This window comes from Chitinophaga sp. (genome assembly GCF_017745275.1).
Classification (GTDB): domain Bacteria; phylum Bacteroidota; class Bacteroidia; order Chitinophagales; family Chitinophagaceae; genus Chitinophaga.
The window spans coordinates 297901-321224 of record NZ_JAGHZS010000006.1; the positions used below are offsets into that span (position 1 = coordinate 297901).

Here is a 23324-nt window from a genome sequence, read left to right on the forward strand (position 1 = left end):
ATTCTGACTATACCATTGATATCATTTTCACGTCTTTTGGCGATTATTTCCCGAAAACTATAAATTCTTAATTGTGAATTATATATTTATTAGTTTTAGCAACCTTTTAGCATAAAACTATCGTGATGCTACCTATATTAAATAAAGAGTACATATTAAAAAAGCCCCATTCCGGCGTTCATGAAAAAATGTTCAACTTCCCGGAAAAGATCCTGCAATTTGGTACCGGCGTGCTTTTGCGCGGACTGGTCGATTACCTGGTAGACAATGCCAACCGGCAGGGGATTTATGAAGGAAGAATCGTGGTGGTTAAATCTACTGACGGTGATACCACAGAATTTTCCAGCCAGGACAACTTGTTTACCACCCATATTAAGGGAGTTTCCCAGGGAGAACTGGTAGATAACGTGCTGATTAACACTGCAATTAGCCGTGTTTTGCAATCGAATGCAAATTGGCAGGAAATTTTAGATGCGGTGCACCAGCCCGCTTTACAAACGATCATTTCCAATACCACCGAAGTGGGAATTCAGTATTTAGCGGAAAAAATAGGCGAAAATGCCCCTGTTTCTTACCCGGGTAAACTACTGGCGGTGCTATGGGAACGCTATACTTATTTTGAGGGCAGGGCGCACACCGGCTTCGTGATTGTACCTACTGAACTGGTGGTGGATAATGGCCGCTTATTAAAAGATATTGTACTACAACTGGCGGCTTATAATAACATGCCTGCTGCCTTTATAGACTGGATTCATGCGGATAACCATTTCTGCAATTCACTTGTTGACCGTATTGTACCCGGCAAGCCCCGCAACCTGGCGGAAATAGCTACTACTGCCGGTTACACGGATCAATTGTGGATAGAAGTAGAGCCGTATTTATTATGGGCCATAGAAGGAGATGAATATGTTCGTAGCATATTGTCTTTTGTGAAGGGAGATGAAAACATGTTCATCGTTCCTGATATCACCCCGTTTCGTGAGCAGAAGCTGCGCTTACTCAATGGTAGCCATACGGCCGCTGTACCACTGGCTTTCCTGTTGGGGTTGAATACCGTATATGAAGCTATGCAGGACGAATACATGCGTGATTTCTTCCGTGCTGTGGCCTTACAGGAAATACTGCCGACTATTGTGGATACCTGTCCTACCGCTACCGCATTTGCTTCGGATGTGCTGGATCGTTTTGCTAATCCATTTATTGCGCATAAGCTGATCAGCATTACATTCCAGGAAAGCTCCAAAATGAATGCCCGCAACGTACGTACGTTGTTGCGTTACCAGGAGAAATTCAACGCCCTGCCGCCGCATATGTGCCTGGGCTTTGCCGCAATGCTGGTATTCCTGCAGCCGGTAGGAGAAGAGAACGGAAAATACTTTGGGAACAGGGGCACGGAAGAATACGTTATTACCGACGACAACGCCGCTATTTTTGCGGCATGGTGGCAGCAGGATTCCAACATTCATGAAATGGTAGCCGGTATTTGCAGCGACCAGCGTTTATGGGAAACAGACCTGACGGCCATCCCCGGCTTTGCAGCGAAAGTAGCTGATGAGGTAGTGGCCCTGAAAAGTAATGGCGTGAAGGGATACATACAATCACAGCTTTTCAAAAAATAATCATTACCATGAAGACTTTTTTATCTGAAGATTTCTTACTTCAAACGGAAACGGCTAAACGATTATATTTTGATTATGCTGCTTCCATGCCGGTCATTGATTATCACAATCACCTTCCACCGGATGAAATTGCAAATAATAAAACGTTTGAAAATCTCTATGCCATCTGGCTAAAGGGAGATCACTATAAATGGCGGGCTATGCGCGCCAATGGCGTTGCGGAAGAATTTATCACCGGAACCGCCGACGACTATACGAAGTTTCGCCACTGGGCAGCTACAGCACCATATACCATGCGAAACCCTTTGTATCACTGGTCGCACATGGAGTTGAAAAATCCATTTGGCGTTACCTCCCTGCTGAGTGAAAAAACGGCCGAGAAAATATACCAGGATTGTAATGCCCAATTGCCTGGTTTATCTACACAAACTCTATTACAACATTATAAAGTAGATACACTGTGTACCACCGACGATCCTGCAGATTCACTGGAGCATCACCGGGCTATTGCCAGTCGGCCGTTTGGTACGCGCGTATTGCCTACGTTCCGGCCTGACAGGGCCATGGCCGTTGATAAGCCGGAAGCGTTCCAACTGTTTGTACAGCAGTTGTCGGAGGTGGTGAACAAGGATATACAACGATTTGACGACCTGCTGGCAGCCTTGCAAAGCAGGCATACTTATTTCCATGAAGCGGGGTGCCGCCTGAGCGATCACGGATTAAGTACTTTCTATTTTACACCGGCTACCGACAAGGAGCTGGAAACAATTTTCAATAATGCACGTCATGGTATTGCGGCCACACCGCATGAAGATGCGCAGTTTAAAACGGCGGTACTGCTGGCTGTTTGTCGCTGGAACCATGAGCGCGGCTGGGCGCAGCAGTTTCACGTAGGTGCTATCCGCAATAATAACTCTCGGCTGTTAAAGCGTTTGGGTGCTGACGCAGGTGTGGATTCTATCGGCGACTGGCGCGTAGCGGAGGCGATGAGTGCTTTCTTTGACACACTGGACAAGCAGGATCAGTTGGCAAAAACAATAGTATACAACCTGAATCCTTCTTACAATGAAGTTTTTGCTACCATGGTGGGTAACTTCCAGGACGGTACGGTACCCGGTAAAATGCAGTTTGGCTCCGGCTGGTGGTTCCTGGATCAGAAGGATGGCATGGAAAAGCAGATAAACGCGTTGAGCAATATGGGTTTATTGAGTCGCTTTGTAGGTATGTTAACAGATTCCAGAAGTTTTCTATCTTATTCCCGACATGAATATTTTCGCCGTATTTTGTGCAACCTGATTGGCAGGGATGTAGAAAATGGCGAGTTACCAAATGATATTGCCTGGTTGGGGAAAATGGTACAGGACATTTGTTACTATAACGCAAAAGCATATTTTGGATTTTAATGAAGCCGGTAAAAGTTATCACATTCGGAGAAATATTATTGCGCTTGTCGCCAGAGCTGGCGCATAATACGGCCGCAATTTACGTGGGTGGCGCAGAAGCCAATGTAGCGGCGGCGCTGGGCCGGTGGGGCACAGACGTTGCCTATATCAGCAAGGTTCCGGACAATGGATTGTCCAGGGATGTGCTGCAACAACTGAGTCATCGCGGGATTCATACTGACCGTGTATTATGGGGCGGTGCGCGTATTGGTATTTATTACCTGGCGCAGGGCAGTGACCTGAAGCATGCGGAAGTGGTGTACGACCGCGCCTGGTCGTCGTTTAGCCAGATTGTACCGGGCACCGTTAATTGGGACGAGTTGCTGGGTGATGCTGAATGGTTTCACTGGAGTGCTATTACGCCGGCGCTCAACCCGGATGCAGCCGAGGTATGCAAGGAAGTATTGCAGGCCGCTACCCGTAAGGGCATGATTATTTCTACGGATCTGAATTACCGCAGTAAGTTGTGGCAGTACGGGAAGAAGCCGGCAGATGTGATGCCGGAGCTGGTGCAATATTGTGATGTGATTATGGGAAATATCTGGGCAGCCAACAATATGTTGGATACGGCGCTGGATACGGTGGCGCTGGAAGCCAATACCAAGGCGGTTTACCTGCAACAGGCAGAACAGGTAGCGGCGGAAATCACGAACAGGTTCCCTCGTTGTAAGCGGGTAGCTTTTACGTTCCGTTTCAGTCATGCGCCTACGCACAACCTGTATTACGCATTTTACTATCATGCCGGCCAGGTGAGTATTTCACGTGAATATGATACCCATGAGGTAGTAGACAGAGTAGGTAGCGGGGATTGTTTCATGGCAGGGTTGATACATGCACAGTTGCAGGGATTGGATGATCAGGGGATCATTTCTTATGCTGCGGCTGCTGCGTATTCTAAATTTTTTGTGAAGGGGGATTTTAACACCACTTCTGCTGAAGACATAAAAAAACTGATTTAATATGGCACCAGGTACAGATGTAATTATAGCTGCGTTTGAGCAAACCGGGATTATTCCTGTTTTTTATCACGATGATGCGGAAGTATGTTTGCAGGTGTTGCAAGCGTGCTACGATGGTGGATTACGGGTATTTGAATTTACCAGCAGGGGAGAAAATGCGCGTAAAAATTTCGCTATTCTCCGCGATAAGAAGCTGGCGGCGATGCCTGATTTATATCTGGGTATTGGTACCATTAAAAATGCAGCGGATGCTGCAGTATATGCCGGTATGGGCGCTGATTTCATCGTATGTCCTATCACGGATCCTGAAACGGCCGCGTTTTGTAAGTCGGAAAATATATGCTGGATTCCTGGTTGTATGACGCCAACGGAAGTATCGGTAGCAGAAAAAAATGGCGCACAACTGGTGAAGCTGTTTCCGGGTAATGTGCTGGGGCCGGGTTATGTAAGAGCCATTAAGCCACTGTTCCCACAAATTAAATTTATGCCAACGGGTGGGGTAGAACCTACGCAGGTAAGCATGGATAGCTGGTTTGATGCGGGTGTGGTATGCGTGGGAATGGGATCTAATTTATTATCTAAAGCCCTGATTGACAGTAAAGATTGGTCATCCCTGAAAGAGAAAATAGTGCAAACGTTTGCATTTCTCAAGGCGATGAAGTAACTTATGCTCTCTATAAATTCCAATTAGAATGAATTCCACAACTTTAGGTAAGTATCGCTGGCGGGTATGCGCGCTTTTATTTGTAGCCACGACGATCAACTACATCGACCGGCAGATACTGGGGTTATTGAAAACTGATTTATCCACTGAATTTGGCTGGTCGGAGAAAGACTATAGTAACCTGGTGATGGCCTTTTCCGCGTCTTATGCGGTGGGCCTGTTGTTTTTCGGTGCATTGGTAGACAAGATAGGATCCAAGCTGGGTTATACTGTTTCTGTAGTGGTATGGAGCATATCAGCGATGGCGCATGGTTTGGTGCGTTCAACGCTGGGTTTTGGCGTAGTAAGATCCATTTTGGGAATCAGTGAGGCGGGTAACTTTCCTGCGGCGATTAAAGCCACGGCGGAGTGGTTTCCTAAGAAAGAACGGGCATTGGCGACAGGGATTTTTAACTCGGGGTCTAATATAGCTGCCGTAGTAGGGCCATTGATGGTATATTGGCTGGCTAATAACCATGGCTGGAGAAATGCTTTTGTGTGGACGGGCGCCATTGGCTTCATCTGGTTGATTTTCTGGTGGGTGATGTATGAAGTGCCTTCGCGTCATAAGCAATTATCAAAAGCGGAGTTTGATCATATCCATTCTGACCAGGAAGTAGAAGCGGCTCAACCAGTGAAAGTAAAATGGGTGAAGTTATTGGGCATCAGGCAAACATGGGCGTTTGTATTTGGTAAACTGTTGACAGATCCTGTGTGGTGGTTTTTCCTGTTCTGGTTACCGGGATACCTGGAATCAATATTCCATGTGAATATGAAGTCCAACCTGGGCTTACCGATCATTATCATTTATTCTATTTGCAGCTTTGGCAGTATTGGCGGAGGATGGTTATCTTCTCACCTGATCAAAAGCGGGTGGCCGGTGTTCAAAGCACGCAAAGTGTCCATGTTGGTTTTTGCATTATGTGTGTTACCGATTGTTATGATCCAGTATTCCAACAATGTATGGCTGGCGATAGCGCTGATTAGTTTGGCAACGGCAGCACACCAGGCCTGGTCTGCTACTATTTTTACCACGGTGTCTGATATGTTCCCCAAGCGTGCGGTGAGTTCTGTGGTAGGTATTGGTGGTATGGCGGGTTCTATTGGCGGTACTTTATTTCCTATTGTGATAGGTACTATGTTGAATCACTATAAGCTGATCGGGAATATTGGCGTTGGTTATAATATTCTCTTCTCTATCTGCGCAGTGGCTTACCTGGTGGCATGGGGTGTGATGCATTTGTTTGCGCCTAAAATGGAACAGGTACAATTAGATTAATAGTTATTTGTAAGATATAAAAAGAAAACGTCCGGGCAGAAGTCCGGACGTTTGTTTTTATTCTTATGAGTATCAAAAATTAGTCGATGACAGGTGATGTTGCGTTTAGAGCGACACGCCTCTTTTCCAGGGGATGAAATCATCCTGGTTGAGTTGTTCTGCTTTGGTATGCACTTCACCGCTGGCGGTTTTGATCACGTATTCGAGAATTTCTTCTCCCATTTCCGCGATGCTGCGTTCACCGCTGATGATAGTACCGGTATTGATGTCGATAATATCTTTCATACGGGTAGCTAGTTTGGTATTGGTAGCCAGTTTCACAACCGGTGCAATGGGGTTACCAGTAGGGGTACCCAGGCCGGTGGTAAATAGTACTACGTTGGCGCCGGAACCTACTTCAGCAGAGGTAGATTCTACGTCGTTGCCAGGTGTACATAAGAGGTTCAATCCTGGTTTGGTCACATATTCTGTGTAGTCCAGTACGTCTGTTACGGGCGAAGTACCTCCTTTTTTTGCTGCCCCGGCGGATTTGATGGCATCGGTAATGAGGCCGTCTTTAATATTTCCGGGAGAAGGGTTCATGTAAAATCCGGAGCCAACAGATTGCGCCTGGTTTTCATACGCACGCATGATGCGGATAAATTTGTCGGAGGTTTCTTCTGTTTGGCAACGGTTAATGAGTTCCTGCTCCACGCCGCAGAGTTCGGGGAATTCGGAGAGGATGGAGGTGCCGCCTAATGCTACCAGGAGGTCGGAGGTATGTCCTACGGCCGGGTTGGCAGAGATGCCGGAGAATCCATCGGAGCCGCCGCATTCCAGTCCGATCACGAGTTTAGAGAGAGGGCTTGGTTCACGTGTTTGTTTGTTGGCTTCTACCAGTGCCAGGAAAGTATCTTTAATGGCGGCAGATAACATCGCGAATTCTGAGGCGCTCTTTTGTTGTTCGTATACCAATACCGGTTTGTTGAAAGCCGGGTTGAGTTTCTTTAATGATTCCTGCAAAATGGATACTTGTGCATGTTGACAGCCCAGGCTCAGGATGGTAGCACCTGCCACGTTGGAGTGGTGAATATATCCTGCCAGCAGCGCGCATAAAGCGTCGGAGTCCTGGCGGGTACCACCGCAGCCACCTTCATGGGTAAGGAATTTAATACCATCTATGTTAGGAAATACCACATTGCGTTTAGCCGTATCCGTTATAGCATCTGCTTCGTAGTTTTTAACGGCGTCGAGGTTACCACTTTTGTAAAGCGATACGAGGTCGGCCACCTGTTCGTTATATACTTCGGCGGGCGCAAATCCAAGGCCTTTTTCAAAGGCGGTTTTAATCACGGTCACGTTCCTGTTTTCACAGAATACCAGTGGAATCACCAGCCAGTAGTTGCGGGTACCTACCTGTCCATCGCTGCGACGGTAGCCCATAAAGATGCGGTTTTTCCATTTGCTCACATCAGGCGCCTGCCATTCCAGGGAACTATCTTTTTCATGAAATGCGTTGGCATCATGTATTACGTTCTCAGTCGTAATACTTTCACCCTGCAGAATTTTTTTGCTCGCTTTGCCTACCAGTACGCCGTACATGGTAATGGGTGCGCCTTCCCCGATATCTGTGATGAGGAATTTATGTTTAGCAGAAATATTTTGCTGAAGTTGAATGTTATGGCCGTTGAAGGATATATCGGTTCCTGCTGGTAGATCCTGGAGAGCTACCAGTACGTTGTCGTCAGGATGAATTTGTAAATAAGCGTTCATGACTGCTAAAGTAGTAAATATGCTTACTGGTCGATGATACTAAAATATTAATCCATGATGTCATTTTGACTATTTGATAAACCCCCTGAAAACTCAGGTGGTAGCATGTTAGGAATGAATTATAAAATGTTAAATCGCTATCAGCATGAGGCGGTAACAGCCCCTGGTGGATTCATATCTCCCGAAAAAATATTTATGCAAACGTTTGTAATTTTCAATTTATTCAATAAATTTGAATTCAGCAGGTGTCCATCACCAGTGAGCAAATGAGTATTAAAGCTGTAATTAACGTAACAATCAATTAGTTAGGAGTTTTTCAGGCCAAAATTTAAGTAATTCTAAATCTATCACACACAACAGTGAACAATGCGCCATCTTCCAATCATGATGCCATTACTTCATTAATTTAATGCAAACGTTTACATAAAAACACGTGTATGAAAAGACTGCTAGGGGCTTCACTATGCATATGGGGAATATGTGTAGTTCAGACAGCTATTGCCCAGGAAAAAAAATCTATTAAAGGAATCGTTAAAGATGCACAAGGCGCCACCATTCCCGGTGTAACGGTTGGCATAAAGCATTCATCTGTTGGCACCGTTACCAGCGCCGACGGGGTATTCCACTTAAATGCATCCGAAAAAGACACACTGGTACTCAGCTTTATCGGATACGATAAAAAAGAAATTCCTGTTGCCAAACAAACCGACCTGCACATAAAACTGGAGGCTACCGCTACCAGCCTGAATGAAACGGTAGTAGTAGGGTATGGCGTGCAAAAGAAAGTCAACCTCTCCGGCGCTGTAGCCAGCGTGAACTTCGATAAAACCATGCAGGCCCGCCCGGTAACAGACCTTAGCACCGCCCTGAGCGGCATGGCCCCCGGCGTAAGCATCTCACAGGCTTCCGGTCAGCCAGGCCGTGAAACCGCCACCATCCGTGTGAGAGGCGTAGGTACCCTCAACGATGCCAATCCCTTTATCCTCGTAGATGGTATTGAAAGTAATATGAGCGATGTGAACATGGCCGATGTGGAAAGCATTTCCGTACTGAAAGACGCATCAGCGGCCGCTATCTATGGTTCCCGCGCTTCCAACGGCGTTATTCTCATCACTACTAAAAAAGGAAGAAAAGGCAGAACTACCGTATCGTACAACGGCTACTACGGCGTACAGAAAGCGACCAAACTATTTGATATGGTCACTGATTACGCTACGTATATGCAGTTAATGAACCGCATCGCTACAGCAGACAATCCAGCCGCTGCACAGCCGTTTAAACCCGCTACCATCGACTCCTGGAAGAATGCGACCGATAAAACACTGTATCCTAATACCAACTGGATGGATGTACTCTTCGGCCAGGGACAACTCACCGGACATACCGTATCCGTTTCCGGCGGTTCTGATAAGACTACTTATTATATGTCGCTCGACTACCTGCACAATGAAGGTATCATGAAAAATACCAAACAGGACAGGTACATGGTGCGTATCAATGCAGATCATGAAATCAGCAAAAAAATAAAAGTAGGTGCCAACATCGCGCTCACGTGGAAAGACCGCAAAGAGCCACAGGATGTAGGTACCATTCTTACCAATGCTGCCAGTACTACACCCGGTATGACACCTAAGATAGTTGATGCCAGCGGTACCCGCTATGGTGGCCGTAATACAGACGATGAAAACGGACAACTGGATAACCCACTGCAATACGTGGAAACCTGGAACCGTCCTAACCGTCAGCAAAGAACTTTCGCGAAAGTATATGGTGAATGGACTATCCTGGAAGGATTGAAATTCCAGTTGAACGGCGCAGCAGACTTCTTCAACGTGGCACAAAAAAGTTATGCTTTAGCCGGCGCTATCCAGAACAGGTGGAACTTCCAGAAAAATGTGGTTGCACAGCAACTGGATCAGCAACCTGCTACACTGGCACAACTGGATAGTACCAACCTGCACCTGACTTCCTTTGCTACTTTAAACTATACCAAAAACATTGGAACCGATCATCATTTCAATGTACTGGCCGGCGCCAGCCGCGAGTCTATCAAAGGTACCCTGTTTACCGGCAGCATCCAGAACTTCCCCACCAATAATACCTGGGAACTGGGTGCTGGTTTGGAACAACCAAAAGTAGGCGGTACTTCTGATCTCTATACTATTATTTCTTACTTCGGTCGCGTTAACTACGACTATAAAAATAAATACCTGCTGGAGGCCAACCTGCGTAGAGATGGATCTTCCAAGTTCCGTTCCGGCTTGCAGTATGGTACCTATCCTTCCTTCTCTGCTGCCTGGCGTATGCTGGAAGAGCCTTTCCTGAAAGATGCGATCCCTGGTTGGGTAAACAACTTAAAACTGCGTGCTTCCTGGGGTAAGCTGGGTAATGATCGTATCAGACCATTCTCTTACCTGAATTTGTATACTGCGGGACAAAACTATTCCTATGGCGGTACCATTGCAGCGGGATTAGTACCCACTATTATGGCGAACCCGGATATCACCTGGGAGAAAACAACGACTACCAATCTCGGTTTGGATGCAAACCTTTTCCAGGACCATTTCAGTATGAGCTTCGATGTATTTAATCGCCGTACTTCAGATGTATTGGTGCAATTGCCGTTATCTTCTTTATATGGTGGTTTAACTACGCCATTCCAGAATGTAAGCATTGTGGAAAACAAAGGCTGGGAGCTGACCATGACCTACAACAATAAAGCAGGGAATTTCAGTTATGGTATATCCGGTAACGTTAGTAATATCAACAACAAAGTAGTGAAGTTCCGCGGTGATGCCTTCAGCCCGATTGCGGGTGCAGCCATTATCAAAGAAGGCTGGTCTATTGGCTCTTTATACGGTTTCCAGACTGCTGGTATCTTCCAGAGTGATGATGAAGTAAAAGCCTGGGCAGCGCAGCGTAGCGCAGGTTTGAATAAACCAGGTGACCTGAAGTTTATAGATATGAACGGCGATAAAGTAGTGAATGGAAGTGATCGTGTAAACATGGGTAACACCATCCCTAAATGGTATTATGGTCTTAATCTGAATGCAGGTTATAAAGGCTTTGACCTGGCGTTGTTATTCCAGGGCGTAGGTGGTGTAAACCGCTACTACCAGGATAACTGGTATACCACAGGGATCCGCTCCGGACGTGAAATTAACGCCGACTTCCTGAATGCGTGGACACCAGACAATCGCAATACCAATATCCCGCGTCTGACTTCTGCTTCCAATACAGATAATACGCAGGCGAATACTTTCTGGGTACAAAATGCATCGTTTGTACGTTTGAAAAATATACAGTTGTCTTACACCTTTCCAAAGTCAATGTTTAAGAGCACCCTGCAAAGCGTTCGTGTATACGTGAATGCGCAGAATGCCTTTACCTGGACTAAATTCAAAGGATTGGATCCGGAAGTAAGTGATTACACCCAGCCTGGTATTCAATATCCTAATGTGCGTGTGATTACCGGTGGTGTAAACGTGATCTTTTAACTATTAAACTGTAAGAAATGAATAAGATATTAACCGCCATCTGTGCATGCAGTTTATTAGCACTGGGCGCCTGTAAAAAAGATTTCCTGAATGTAACGCCTACAGATAAGGTATCTGACGCCGGTTTCTGGAAAACAGAGAAAGATGCGAATGCCGGTGTAAGCGCTATCTACAATGATTTGCAGAACAATGATATTTATGGTTTGTATGTGTATAACGATGGATTAACACCTTCTGCTTATATCTGGGATGATGGTGGAACAGGCTATGGACCTATTTCGAAAGGTAATATGAATCCTTTCACCTCTTCGGTAGCCAATAAGTTCAAAGCATTGTACAACGGCGTGTATCGTGCAAACCTGGCGCTGGAAAAGCTCCCGGGCGTAACCATGACGGCTTCCACCAATCACCGGTTGATTGCTGAAGCTACTTTCCTGCGTGCCTTGTTCTATTATCAGCTGACTGATTTTTATGGAGATGTACCACTGGTAACTAAAACATTGAAGTTAGGCGATCCTTTGCCGGGTAAGGAAACCAGGGCTAACCTGCTGGCTTTTATCATCAGGGAAGCAGGTGCTGCGGCTGATTCTTTGCCAAAGAGTTATCCTGCAGCATTGGTAGGTCATGCTACACAGGGCGCTGCCTTAACGCTGAAAGCAAAAGCACAGCTGATGGCAAAACAGTATGCCGAAGCTGCTGCTACCTGCCAGGCGATTACCGGGTTGGGATATGATCTCTATACAGATTATAGGAACATGTTTATTGCTACTGCCGCAGAGAATAACGTAGAAGTGATTTTTGATGTGCAGTATGTAGGACCTGGATTGGGCCAGGGTAGCCTGTTAGATAAACGTTTATCTACCCGTAGTTCTTTCTCCAGCGGTTGGAGCAATGTGTATGCTTCTGTTAACCTGGTGAATAATTATGAGATGACCAACGGTAAGTCCATTACTGATCCCACTTCCGGCTACGATCCTGCCAACCCTTATAATAACCGGGACCCAAGGCTGGACTATACGGTGGTACGGCCCGGTGCTACCTGGAAAGGTATTCCTTATGCTAATTTGCGTTTAGATAATGCGGCTACATTTACCGGTTATCTGACCCGGAAGTATGTGTTGGAACTAGATGGTTTTGGTCCGGGTGATTCTCCACTCAACTTCATCATTTTCCGTTATGCAGATGTGTTGCTGATGCTGGCGGAGGCGCAGAATGAAGCAGCAGGTCCGGATGCTACGGTGTATGCAGCTATCAACAAAGTAAGGGCGCGTAAAGGTGTAGATATGCCACCCATACCAGCGGGTAAGTCGAAAGAAGAAATGCGTAATATTATCCGTCATGAGCGCATGATAGAGTTTGCGATGGAAGGCACTTACTATTCCGATATCCGTCGCTGGGGCATTGCTACGCAGTTGATGAACGGACTGGTGGTGACCAACATTGCAGGAACGCAGATAGACAAGATAAATTTCGTGGATGCCTTTAACTTGTGGCCTATTCCACAGGTAGAAATTGATCTGAACAGCAACCTGGTGCAAAATCCAAACTATGTTAAGTAAAGCAATATCCGTGAGAGACTAACCGAAAGATGCCCCCGTTTGCAGCGGGGGCATATCTTTTTTATCTTACTTAAAATAATTATCCTATGTACATTAAAAAGATAGTTGGTATCGTTTTGTTTTGCTCCGGTATAGGGTACTTGCCTGGTGCCCATGCGCAGGAAGGGAAGAAGGAACGCAACTACCTGTACAATGAATATCAGCATCGGGGTGGTGAGGCGGTTTTCAACGGGCTGGCGCAGTGGCGGCAGGAACGTTTGCAGTTCATTACAGATAAAATGGCGGCGCTGCCGGAAGCCACCAAAGCCGCTTTGCTAAAGGAAGCGGATAAAGCAATGTCTTTTACATGGCCCGCTTTGCGGGCAACGTTGTACCTGGAATACCGGGATAACGGGAACCGCAGCAACTTTGAAGCGGCGCAGTCGGAGCGCCGCAGAATGCTTACTTCCCTGGTAGTAGGGGAGCTGGCAGGTGGTCATGGAAAATACCTGCCACAAATTGTGAATGGATTGTGGGCGATACTGGAGGAAAGCACCTGGGTATTGCCGGCGCATGTAGGTGTGCAGAAAGCGGGGACGGGTTTGGCAGATCCTGCGGAGCCCATTGTAGACCTGGTGGCAGGTGAAACGGCAGCTACCCTGAGTTGGGCGCAATTCCTGCTGCATGACGGGCTGGATAAAATATCACCGATGGTGAACAAACGTATTACCTATGAATTGCAGCATCGTATTGTGGAGCCTTACCTGCAACGTAATGATTTCTGGTGGATGGGCTGGAGCGGCCGGCTGGTGAATAACTGGAATATCTGGATCAATACCAATGTATTGCAAATGGCTTTGTTGAGTATAAATGAGACGGATACACGCAGTAAGGTGATTGAGAAAACGATCCGCAGTGCAGACAATTTCGTGAATGGATATCCCGATGACGGTGGTTGCGACGAAGGTCCTACTTACTGGGGACATGCCGGTGGTAAGCTGATAGAGTTTATTACGTTGTTGAACAGTGCATCCGGCCATCAGTTGAACTGGCGCAATAATGAGCTGATTCACCAGATAGGTGCCTACATTTATAAAATGCATGTGGACAGCAGTCGTTTTGTGAATTTCGCAGATGCTTCGGCGATTACCATTCCGCCGCCGCATACGGTGTATTTATATGGCACTGCCTTCCAGGATCCTTTGCTGGTGAAATTTGCAGCGTATTTGTCGCGGTTGGATAACCCGGACAGCATGCAGATTAAATCGCCTTCCCTGGCATTTTTCATTTACAACCTGGAGTACCGGGATGCGTTGCTGGCGGCTACGCCGGCGGCGCCTTATACCGCCGTGAACTGGTTGCCCAATTTGCAGGTACTATCGATGCGTTCGCAGGCAGGCACTGCTAAAGGCCTGTTTTTCGCGGCTTTAGGCGGGCACAATGCGGAGAGTCATAACCACAATGACGTAGGAAATTTTGTGTTGTATATGGATGGCAAACCGGCGTTGATAGATGTAGGGGTAGGTACTTATACAAAACAGACTTTTAGTGCGGACCGGTATAAGCTTTGGTTTATGCAATCGCAGTGGCACAACTGTCCTACGATCAATGGTGTGCAACAACAGGACGGGCGGCAGTTTCAGGCAAAGGCAGTGCAGTTCAGCAACAACAGGCTGAGTATGGATATCGCGGCTGCTTACCCGGCTACGGCGATGGTGCAGTTGTGGAAACGTACTTTCACTTTTAATGCTGCGAAAACATCGTTGGACCTGGCGGAAGAGTGGCAGCTCAAAGAATGGAAGGAGCCCTTCCTGTTGCATTTTATGACTGCTTTACCGGTGGATACCCATTCGGCGGGCAAGGTAGTGTTAAAGGGTATTACTGCTAATTTAACGATGACATATGATCCTGCTTTGTTTGAGGTAACAGAGGAACAACAGGCGGTGACGGATGGGCGTTTATCGCCGGTATGGGGTGATCATGTGACCCGTATAAGCCTGAAGGCGCGTCAGCAGGCGTTGCGTGGACAACATACAGTGAAGTTTGTGATGAGTCGTTGAGCATTACTTTAACATTGGCTGCTTTGCTAAAGCCTGGTGGCAATGGGAAACGCTTGAGGAGAAAGGGATACAGGGCGTATGTATCTCCTGAAAAAATATAAAAACAGGTGGTGAACAGCAAATTTTTAAAATAATGCTTGATTTTTGCAAACGTTTGCATTACTTTAGAGCTTCAGCCATACCTGTATTACGCAAATAACTATTTAACTACATCAAAGTAATTCTACCTTGGAACGCAGAAACTTTATCAAAATAGCGCCATTGGCGGGCCTTGCCGGAGCCATGGCCCCGGGCAAAACACTGGCATCCGCCGTGAATGGAACTGTCGTAAATCCTGCAGCAGCAGCTATACCGGACCGGCAATACCAGGTAAACCTGTTACAGCGTATAGCCCGGCCCGTAGTAGAAAATATGAGCAAGGGTACGTTGAAAAAGAATATGCCCCTGGAGAAAGGCCCGGGATATGGTTTGGCAGTGGAGAAAGTGACTTACCTGGAAGCTTTCGGGCGTTGTATTTCCGGGCTGGCGCCGTGGCTGGCATTGCCGGATGATGATACGGCGGAAGGAAAGGCGCGTAAGCAAATACGGGAGCAGGTATTGCAGGGCATTGTAAATGGTGTAAACCCTTCCTCACCGGACTACCTGAACTTCCGGTCGGAAGCACAGCCGCTGGTTGATGCCGCTTACCTATGTCAAACATTTATGCGTGCGCCGGAAGCCTTGTGGGCTCCGCTGGATAATGCCACCAAAGCCAATGTGATCAAGGAATTGAAAGAGCTGCGACGGATTCGTCCTGCTTATAACAACTGGTTATTATTTGCCGCTATGGTAGAAGCTTTCCTGTTATCTATCGGGGAAGAATATGAACCTATGCGCACCATGGTAGCTACGAAGAAAATACAGGAATGGTATGCAGGCGACGGCTTTTACAGTGATGGTCCGCAGTTTTCGCTGGACTACTATAACGGCTATGTGATACATCCGATGTTTACGGATATGCTGAAAGTGCTGATGAATAAGAACCAGGGCAGCAAGGCAGATTATGATCAGGCGATGAAACGTATGCAACGGTTTGCAGAACTGCAGGAGCGGATGATTGCGCCGGATGGTACTTACCCCGCGCTGGGCCGCTCTATGACTTACCGTACGGCGGCATTTCAGCCGTTAGTACAGCTGGCGCTGCAGCATCAGTTGCCGGAAGCGATTAAACCTGCGCAGGTACGTTGTGCCATGACTGCCATTATGAAAAATATTTTCGAAATGGAAGGCACCTTCGATAAGCAGGGCTGGCTGCAGTTGGGCATTTGCGGGCATCAGCCGGAAGTGGCAGATGTGTATACCTCTACCGGTAGCCTCTACATTTGCACCAATGGTTTCCTGGCACTGGGATTACCTGTTACCGATCCTTTCTGGGCAGATCCAGCCGCAGAATGGACCGCACAAAAAGTATGGTCAGGTAAACCGGTTAAGAAAGATTACCACGTTAACTACTAGCAGCTAGCTGTTAGCTAATGCGGCGGAGGATTATTGTTTTATTATAGTGATTAAAAATTTATTATTAACAGTTGTTGGCGGCGGTGAATATATAAGTATTCGCTGCATTAGCTAAATGCTAATGGCTGACAGCTAAAAGCTCTTTTATGAATACCACGTTTGATTCAAGGTATGCCAGCAGTCCAACAGAAGTGAAGCAAATGGATACTGCGCAGTTGAGACAGGCTTTTCTTATAGAAAATATTTTTGTGGCAGACCAGGTTAGCTGGACCCATACACATTATGATCGTTATCTCACTGGTGGCGCTATGCCTGTGAATGGCCCGGTAGCACTGGTGACCATCGATCTGCTGAAAGCTAATTATTTCCTGGAAAGAAGAGAACTGGGGATAATCAATGTAGGAGGTGCAGGTATAGTGGAAGTGGATGGAGAAACATTTGAACTCGACTATAAAGAAGCATTATATATCGGTAAGGGAAAACAACAGGTGATATTTCGCAGTAAAAACGCGCAGACACCCGCTAAATTTTACCTGAATTCTACGCCGGCGCATCATACTTATCCTACCCGCAAAGTGTCTAAAACAGAGGCGGAAGTAGTGACACTGGGCGCCCTCGAAACCTCTAATCACCGCACCATTAACAAGCTGCTGGTGAACAGCGTACTGGACACCTGCCAGTTGCAAATGGGGATGACGGAGCTGAAGCCCGGCAGCGTATGGAATACAATGCCGGCGCATACACACGACCGCAGAATGGAAGTTTATTTCTATTTTGAAATACCGGAGGGACAATCAGTGTGTCACTTTATGGGACAGCCGCAGGAAAGCCGCCATGTGTGGATGCAGAATGAACAGGCCATTATATCACCGCCATGGTCTATTCACAGCGGTGCAGGCACCAGCAATTATACTTTTATCTGGGGCATGGCCGGAGAGAACCTGGATTATGGAGATATGGATCATTGCAAGATCACGGAACTACGTTAATAACCTCATAATAGCTGCTATCATGATGAAAAAAATTATCGCAGGAGGCTTGCTGGGCTTGTCTGTTCTGCATGCCAGCTTACCGGTTTCTGCTACGGGACCGGCAACGGCCATACAGGCTACTTTCGCTGAGCCCTATACGGCGCAGGCAGTGCGGGCTCAGATGGAAAAGGTGGCGGCCTGGCAGTGGCGGTATATTACCAATAAAGGCTGGAACCATGCGCCTACCGACTGGACCAATGGTGCTATGTACGCCGGTATGTTCTCACTGACACAGGTAACCGAAAATCCGTTTTTTGTTGACCGCCTGGTACAGGTAGGAAAAGATAACCAATGGAATACAGGACCGGATCGTTTTTTTGCAGACGAGTACTGCGTAGGGCAGTTGTATTCGCAATTATATAGTGTGTATAAGGAACCGGTGATGATTGATAAATTCCGCAAACTGGCAGACAGCATTGTAGCAGCGCCACATACGGAATCGCTGGAATGGAAGAATGGTATCCACCACCGCGAATGGGCCTGGTGCGATGCCCTGTTTATGGGCCCGCCGGCATTGGCGTATTTATCCACTGCTACCGGCGATGTACGTTACCTGGAAACAGCGGATAAATTATGGTGGAAAACGACGGACTTCCTGTATAACAAACAGGATAGCCTTTACTATCGCGATGGCAGCTATATCGGGAAGAAGGAAAAAAATGGTACCAATGTATACTGGAGTCGTGGTAACGGTTGGGTAATGGGTGGCCTGGTGCGCATGCTGGACAATATGCCTGCTGGTTATGCCGGGAAACAACGTTTCCAGGAATTGTACAAGCAAATGGCTTATCGCATTGCAGCGCTGCAAACCGCTGATGGTACCTGGCACGCCAGCCTGCTGGATCCGGATAACTATCCTGCCAAAGAAACCAGTGGCACCGGCTTTTACGTGTATGCATTAATGTGGGGTATCAACAATGGCTTGTTGCCGGAGAAAACATTTTTGCCGGTAGTACAAAAAGGATGGGATGCGCTCACCAGTTGTGTACAACCCAGCGGTAAACTGGGCTTTGTGCAGGAAATAGGCGCTGCTCCCGGAAAAGCTACGGCAGACGATACAGAGGTATATGGCGTAGGTGCATACCTGTTAGCCGGCTCTGAACTGATTAAATATGATCTGCGCAAAAATGCCGCTGCTGCTATTGTCATCTCCAATAACACTGGTATTCACCGGGAAGGAGACCTGGTGGAAATTTCTGCTGTGGAGCTGATAAGTAAAATCGTCAGGAAAGCACAACCATCATTTAAAATTATCAATGTGGTTAGTGGGCAGGAAGTTCCTTATCAACTGTTATTTGAAGGTGCTAAAATGGCACAGAAAATATTATTACAGGTAACAGTGCCAGCCGGCGCCCGTATGTATGCTGTTATGGTGGAAGGTACGCCCGCTCCTGTAAAAGCAGCTGCCTATGGCCGTTATGTACCGGAACGTAAGGATGATTATGCCTGGGAAAACGATCGCATGGCGTATCGGATGTATGGCAAAGCATTGGAGCAGGTACCGAAGGAAATGGCTTATGGCATTGATGTATGGGCGAAGCGTACCGATGATATGGTGATTGATACCTGGTATAAACTGGATAACTATCATCACGACAACGGGCAGGGGCTGGACTACTACAGCGTAGGTTTAACGCTGGGAGCCGGTGATACTGCGCCTTACGGCAAAGACACCATCTATTATCCAAAGAATTACCGTCAGTGGAAAAGGCTGGACAATGGTCCGTTACGTACCAGGTTTGCCTTAACGTATGATAGCTGGATGGCGGGTAATATACCCGTTACCGTTACCAAAACTATTTCGCTGGATGCTGGTTCGCAGTTGAACAGGATGGAAATACAGTATAATTTCAAAGGGAAAGATAAGCTTCCGGTGGTGACGGGTATTGTGAAACGTAAGGAACCCGGCGCCGTGTTACTGGACGAGAAAACCGGTGTTATGGGCTATTGGGAGCCTACTCACGGGGAAGACGGTACGTTGGGCACCGGCTGTGTGTTTGCGCGGGAAGTACCGGGTATGAAAACGGATAATGTGCATTTGCTGAGTCCTGGTACGGCGGATAATCAGCAACCCTATGTGTACTACTTTGGAGCAGCGTGGACCAAAGGTGGCCGGATTACTTCGGCGGCAGACTGGTTCAGCTACCTGGAAACATTTGCACAAAAGATCAAACAACCTTTACAGGTGACTATTCAATAATTGTTGGTACCCGGGTGTGTATATTCGGGTACCTGTTAATATTTTTATCATGGATTTATTTCAGTTAAAAGGTAAAACAGCGCTGGTAACTGGTTGTAAGCGTGGCATCGGCAAGGCGATGGCGGTAGCGCTGGCAGCGGCGGGCGCAGATATTATCGGCGTTTCGGCATCGTTGGAGTTGACCGGAAGTGAGGTAGAGCAGGAAGTGAAGGCATTGGGTCGTAGTTTTAAAGCTTACCAGTGCGACTTTTCCAACCGGGCGGCCTTGTATGCATTTATACAGCAACTGGAGCAGGAAGTGCCGGTAGTGGATATCCTGGTAAACAATGCGGGCACTATTTTACGCAAGCCGGCAGCAGAGCACCCGGACGAGTATTGGGATGAGGTGATTAACATCAACCTGAATGCTCAATTTATCCTTACCCGTGAAATTGGTAAAGGAATGATTGCCCGTGGAAATGGAAAGGTTATCTTTACGGCATCTCTTCTCACCTTCCAGGGAGGTATTAATGTGCCGGGATATGCAGCCAGCAAGGGTGCGGTTGGTTCACTGGTGAAAGCGTTTGCCAACGAGTGGGCATCCAGGGGAGTGAATGTGAACGCCATTGCGCCGGGATATATTGCCACCGATAATACGGCTGCACTCCGGGCGGATCAGCAGCGGAGCAGCGCCATACTGGATCGTATTCCGGCAGGGCGCTGGGGACAACCGGAAGATTTTGGAGGCCCCGTAGTGTTCCTGGCATCCAAAGCGGCTGATTATGTACATGGTACTATTCTTACCGTGGATGGTGGCTGGATGGGAAGATAACAGAACATATTACAGCTAATAGTTGCTATACATGAGTAAACAACGTACTGAAAAAACGATCGTGGATATTGCGGAAGAACTGAAGCTCTCCGTATCTACTGTGTCACGCGCACTGAATGACAACCCTAACATCAGCGCACGTACGAAAGACAAGGTAAAGAAGATGGCCCGTAAGCTGGGATATCGTCCCAATGCGCTGGCGGCAGGTTTGCGGAACAATAAGAGCAAAACCATCGGGTTAATAGTACCCCGCATTTCCATGTTTTTTCCGGCGGCTATCAGCACCATTATCCAGAATAAACTGCAGGAACATGGCTATAACCTGATCATTTGCCAGTCGAACGACTCCTATGAGCAGGAAGTAACCCTGGTGAATACACTTTATTCCGCCAGGGTAGATGGCCTGGTGGTATCTACTACTTTATATACCACCGACTTTTCCCATTTCGATGTATTCAAAGACAATAATATTCCGCTGATATTTTTTGACCGGGTGCCCAAAGATTACAATGTAAAAGTAATTAAGGGAGATGACTACCTCGGTGGTCATACCGCTACCACGCACCTGATCGAAAGGGGGTGTAAAGATATTGTGCATATCTCAGGCCCGTTAACCAGCAATTTATACGTAGAAAGAGTAGCCGGTTATAAAAATGCCTTGCAGGAGAATAAACTGGCATTTAAAAAAGCACGTGTTTTCTATCATGAGTTAACGCGTGAAAATGCGTGGCAGACCTGCGAGAAAATTTTCGCGCAAACACCTTACCCGGATGGCGTTTTCGCCTCCAATGATACTACGGCCATCACCATTATGGAATATTGCCGTAAAATAAATGTACGGGTGCCGGAAGACCTGAAAGTAGTAGGTTATTCCAATGACCCGCGTACGGAAATTGTTACACCGCCTGTTACCAGCATAGACCAATATCCTGCTATGATGGGAGAACGAGTGGTCGCTGCTTTAATGGAACTGATCAATACGGCACCTTCCAGTGTACCACGTTATTCACAGGAAATAATACCTATTCAACTGATAGCACGCGAATCTTCTGCCGGTACGGCAAAGACCAGCGCCAAAAAGAAATGATCATTTTATAATCACGTTATTTATGAGAAAGAACCTGTTCTTGACGGTAATGTTATTGCCGGTAATGTTGATGCAAACGTATGCACAATCCGGTAAAGCCGACAAAGCCCTGCTCGCAAAGGCAGATGCAGCGCTGCAATTTGCAGCCAGGCAATATAAATTGATGATGACGCACGTACCGGACAGCTTATTACCACGCACTACCAACACCAAAGATGGCAGCCTGATGACGTCTAACTCCGGCTGGTGGACTTCCGGTTTTTATCCCGGTACCAACTGGTACCTGTATGAATATACCAAAGACCCGGCGTTTAAGGCAGAAGCACTGAAACGCATGGCACTGGTGGAAAAAGAACAGTACAACACCCGCACACATGATCTTGGTTTTATGATGTATTGCCCTTTTGGCAACGCGTTGCGTATTACCAAAGACCCTGCATATAAAGCCATTTTGCTGACCAGCGCAAAGTCATTGTCTACCCGCTTTAATCCTACCATTGGTTGTATTAAATCCTGGGATCATGGAAGCTGGAAATTCCCGGTGATCATCGACAATATGATGAACCTGGAGTTGCTCAACTGGGCCACCCGCGAAACCGGTGATCCACAGTTTGCGAAGATTGCCCGTACACATGCCAATACAACTATTAAGCATCATTTCCGTCCTGATTACAGCTCTTACCATGTGGTAGACTATGATCCGGCAAACGGGTCTGTAATAGCCCGTAAAACGCACCAGGGAGCGGCAGATAGCTCTGCATGGTCCCGTGGCCAGGCCTGGGGTTTATACGGTTATACCATGATGTATCGTGATACCAAAGACAAAGCCTACCTGGATCAGGCACGCCACATTGCGGAGTATATCCTGAGCAATCCTACTATGCCGGCCGACCTGGTGCCTTACTGGGACTATCAGGCGCCTGGTATTCCGAATGCATTGCGCGATGTATCTGCCGCAGCGGTAGCAGCATCTGCGCTGCTGGAGTTGAGTCGCTATACCGATAAAGCAACAGGCAAACGTTACTGGAATGCAGCAGAAAAAATGCTGACCAGTTTATGCAGCCCGGCGTACCTGGCGAAGGAAGGAGAGAACAATGATTTTATATTGATGCACAGTGTGGGTTCTTTGCCACATCAGTCGGAAGTAGATGTGCCACTGACTTATGCCGATTATTATTTTGTAGAAGCGTTGCTGCGTTATAAACAATGGGCGAAGTAATACCGAGATAATTATTTTAAAACGGCGGCAGATATTTCTGTCGCCGTTTTTTATTTGTCTTTTTGAGCATTGCCAGGAAACAGCGGCAGTGGCTTTTGTCCATCTTCCGTGAGCCATTTTTCATATACCAGCCGCACCGGTTGATAATCTTTCGATGCCAGGAATTGTTGCATCCGCAAATTGTTGGCGAGGGTATATCTTACTATTCTCCTGATGCCCTTTTGGATATAGATTTTTTCCAGTTCTTCATTCATGAGCCGGTAAATGCCCTGGCGGCGGAATTCCGCGGCTACATAGCCATCTGATACATAGAGCGTATCGTTTGTATAATCTTCAATCCGGCTTTCATCGGCTTCTTCGAGGTAGGCGAAAATGAATCCGGCGGGCACGTTATCTACATGCGCGAGTAAGCAGGTACCGTCGCACTCCTCCTGCATCTCTATCACATGTTGCATGTAATTGCTGGCAATACTTTCCCAGGAAGCTGTTTTTAGAAAGAAGGATTTTTCGGAGAGATGTAATTGCTCCATCATGCTGCTGATCAACGCGTAGTGATCGCGAATTCGTATAGGCGTAATTGTTACCATGGATGCAATGTGTTAACAGGATGCTACGATAGGAGATTTTTTTCAG

The 23324-nt window shown here is 47.1% G+C and carries 16 protein-coding genes; 14 read left to right on the forward strand and 2 right to left on the reverse strand.

Features of this window, described 5'->3' with window-relative positions; translation table 11 throughout:
* Positions 1-125 precede the first annotated feature (125 nt).
* From J7623_RS18340 to J7623_RS18360, 5 genes are read left to right on the forward strand one after another with little or no spacing between them, the layout of a single operon-like run.
* Positions 126-1619, forward strand: coding sequence for a tagaturonate reductase (locus J7623_RS18340; protein WP_291923015.1), 1494 nt, complete (start codon positions 126-128; stop codon positions 1617-1619).
* A gap of 8 nt (positions 1620-1627) precedes the next feature.
* The gene (uxaC, locus tag J7623_RS18345; protein ID WP_291923017.1) at positions 1628-3022 is read left to right on the forward strand and encodes a glucuronate isomerase; all 1395 of its coding nucleotides are present in this window, start codon (positions 1628-1630) and stop codon (positions 3020-3022) included.
* Positions 3022-4020 (forward strand): sugar kinase, encoded by a 999-nt coding sequence (locus tag J7623_RS18350; protein WP_291923019.1) that lies wholly within the window; start codon positions 3022-3024, stop codon positions 4018-4020. The genes uxaC and J7623_RS18350 overlap by 1 nt, the downstream gene beginning before the upstream one ends.
* Position 4021: 1 nt before the next feature.
* On the forward strand, positions 4022-4684 hold the full coding sequence (locus J7623_RS18355) for a bifunctional 4-hydroxy-2-oxoglutarate aldolase/2-dehydro-3-deoxy-phosphogluconate aldolase (protein WP_291923021.1): 663 nt from the start codon (positions 4022-4024) through the stop codon (positions 4682-4684).
* 28 nt (positions 4685-4712) lie between these two features.
* Positions 4713-6002, forward strand: coding sequence for an MFS transporter (locus J7623_RS18360; protein ID WP_291923022.1), 1290 nt, complete (start codon positions 4713-4715; stop codon positions 6000-6002).
* Between the two features lie 105 nt (positions 6003-6107).
* Here J7623_RS18360 and J7623_RS18365 read toward each other — a convergent pair whose 3' ends face one another.
* Positions 6108-7754, reverse strand: coding sequence for a UxaA family hydrolase (locus J7623_RS18365; RefSeq protein ID WP_291923024.1), 1647 nt, complete (start codon positions 7752-7754; stop codon positions 6108-6110).
* A 437-nt stretch (positions 7755-8191) separates the two neighbouring features.
* Between J7623_RS18365 and J7623_RS18370 the strand changes: the two genes are divergently transcribed.
* The 9 genes from J7623_RS18370 to J7623_RS18410 all read left to right on the forward strand — a co-directional run bounded on the left by J7623_RS18370 (position 8192) and on the right by J7623_RS18410 (position 22691).
* Positions 8192-11251 carry a TonB-dependent receptor gene (locus J7623_RS18370; protein ID WP_291923025.1) on the forward strand — a complete coding sequence of 1020 codons (3060 nt, stop codon included), beginning with the start codon at positions 8192-8194 and terminating at the stop codon, positions 11249-11251.
* Positions 11252-11268: 17 nt separating this feature from the next.
* Positions 11269-12810 carry a RagB/SusD family nutrient uptake outer membrane protein gene (locus J7623_RS18375; protein ID WP_291923027.1) on the forward strand — a complete coding sequence of 514 codons (1542 nt, stop codon included), beginning with the start codon at positions 11269-11271 and terminating at the stop codon, positions 12808-12810.
* Positions 12811-12896: 86 nt separating this feature from the next.
* A complete protein-coding gene (locus J7623_RS18380; RefSeq protein WP_291923029.1) occupies positions 12897-14849 on the forward strand; it encodes a heparinase II/III family protein in 1953 nt (650 codons plus the stop codon).
* Positions 14850-15077: 228 nt separating this feature from the next.
* Positions 15078-16343: a DUF2264 domain-containing protein gene (locus tag J7623_RS18385; protein ID WP_291923031.1), complete on the forward strand. Its 1266-nt coding sequence runs from the start codon at positions 15078-15080 to the stop codon at positions 16341-16343.
* Between the two features lie 146 nt (positions 16344-16489).
* A complete protein-coding gene (gene kduI / locus J7623_RS18390; protein ID WP_291923033.1) occupies positions 16490-17332 on the forward strand; it encodes a 5-dehydro-4-deoxy-D-glucuronate isomerase in 843 nt (280 codons plus the stop codon).
* 22 nt (positions 17333-17354) lie between these two features.
* The gene (locus J7623_RS18395; protein WP_291923035.1) at positions 17355-19574 is read left to right on the forward strand and encodes a glycoside hydrolase family 88 protein; all 2220 of its coding nucleotides are present in this window, start codon (positions 17355-17357) and stop codon (positions 19572-19574) included.
* A 46-nt stretch (positions 19575-19620) separates the two neighbouring features.
* Positions 19621-20385: an SDR family oxidoreductase gene (locus J7623_RS18400; RefSeq protein WP_291923447.1), complete on the forward strand. Its 765-nt coding sequence runs from the start codon at positions 19621-19623 to the stop codon at positions 20383-20385.
* A gap of 31 nt (positions 20386-20416) precedes the next feature.
* Positions 20417-21472, forward strand: coding sequence for a LacI family DNA-binding transcriptional regulator (locus J7623_RS18405; RefSeq protein WP_291923037.1), 1056 nt, complete (start codon positions 20417-20419; stop codon positions 21470-21472).
* Positions 21473-21494: 22 nt separating this feature from the next.
* Complete coding sequence (locus J7623_RS18410) at positions 21495-22691, forward strand: glycoside hydrolase family 88 protein (RefSeq protein ID WP_291923039.1); 1197 nt, start codon at positions 21495-21497, stop codon at positions 22689-22691.
* Between the two features lie 50 nt (positions 22692-22741).
* Here the strand turns inward: J7623_RS18410 and J7623_RS18415 are convergent, their stop codons facing one another.
* Positions 22742-23278 (reverse strand): GNAT family N-acetyltransferase, encoded by a 537-nt coding sequence (locus tag J7623_RS18415; RefSeq protein WP_291923040.1) that lies wholly within the window; start codon positions 23276-23278, stop codon positions 22742-22744.
* Between the last annotated feature and the right edge of the window lie 46 nt (positions 23279-23324).

Excerpts from the sequence above, each read along its gene's own strand:
- J7623_RS18360 (WP_291923022.1), top strand. The coding sequence starts at position 4,713 with ATGAATTCCACAACTTTAGGTAAGTATCGCTGGCGGGTATGCGCGCTT.
- uxaC (WP_291923017.1), top strand. The coding sequence starts at position 1,628 with ATGAAGACTTTTTTATCTGAAGATTTCTTACTTCAAACGGAAACGGCT.
- J7623_RS18395 (WP_291923035.1), top strand. The coding sequence starts at position 17,355 with ATGATGAAAAAAATTATCGCAGGAGGCTTGCTGGGCTTGTCTGTTCTG.
- kduI (WP_291923033.1), top strand. The coding sequence starts at position 16,490 with ATGAATACCACGTTTGATTCAAGGTATGCCAGCAGTCCAACAGAAGTG.
- J7623_RS18355 (WP_291923021.1), top strand. The coding sequence starts at position 4,022 with ATGGCACCAGGTACAGATGTAATTATAGCTGCGTTTGAGCAAACCGGG.
- J7623_RS18405 (WP_291923037.1), top strand. The coding sequence starts at position 20,417 with ATGAGTAAACAACGTACTGAAAAAACGATCGTGGATATTGCGGAAGAA.
- J7623_RS18410 (WP_291923039.1), top strand. The coding sequence starts at position 21,495 with ATGAGAAAGAACCTGTTCTTGACGGTAATGTTATTGCCGGTAATGTTG.
- J7623_RS18380 (WP_291923029.1), top strand. The coding sequence starts at position 12,897 with ATGTACATTAAAAAGATAGTTGGTATCGTTTTGTTTTGCTCCGGTATA.
- J7623_RS18340 (WP_291923015.1), top strand. The coding sequence starts at position 126 with ATGCTACCTATATTAAATAAAGAGTACATATTAAAAAAGCCCCATTCC.
- J7623_RS18375 (WP_291923027.1), top strand. The coding sequence starts at position 11,269 with ATGAATAAGATATTAACCGCCATCTGTGCATGCAGTTTATTAGCACTG.
- J7623_RS18350 (WP_291923019.1), top strand. The coding sequence starts at position 3,022 with ATGAAGCCGGTAAAAGTTATCACATTCGGAGAAATATTATTGCGCTTG.
- J7623_RS18365 (WP_291923024.1), bottom strand. The coding sequence starts at position 7,754 with ATGAACGCTTATTTACAAATTCATCCTGACGACAACGTACTGGTAGCT.
- J7623_RS18370 (WP_291923025.1), top strand. The coding sequence starts at position 8,192 with ATGAAAAGACTGCTAGGGGCTTCACTATGCATATGGGGAATATGTGTA.
- J7623_RS18415 (WP_291923040.1), bottom strand. The coding sequence starts at position 23,278 with ATGGTAACAATTACGCCTATACGAATTCGCGATCACTACGCGTTGATC.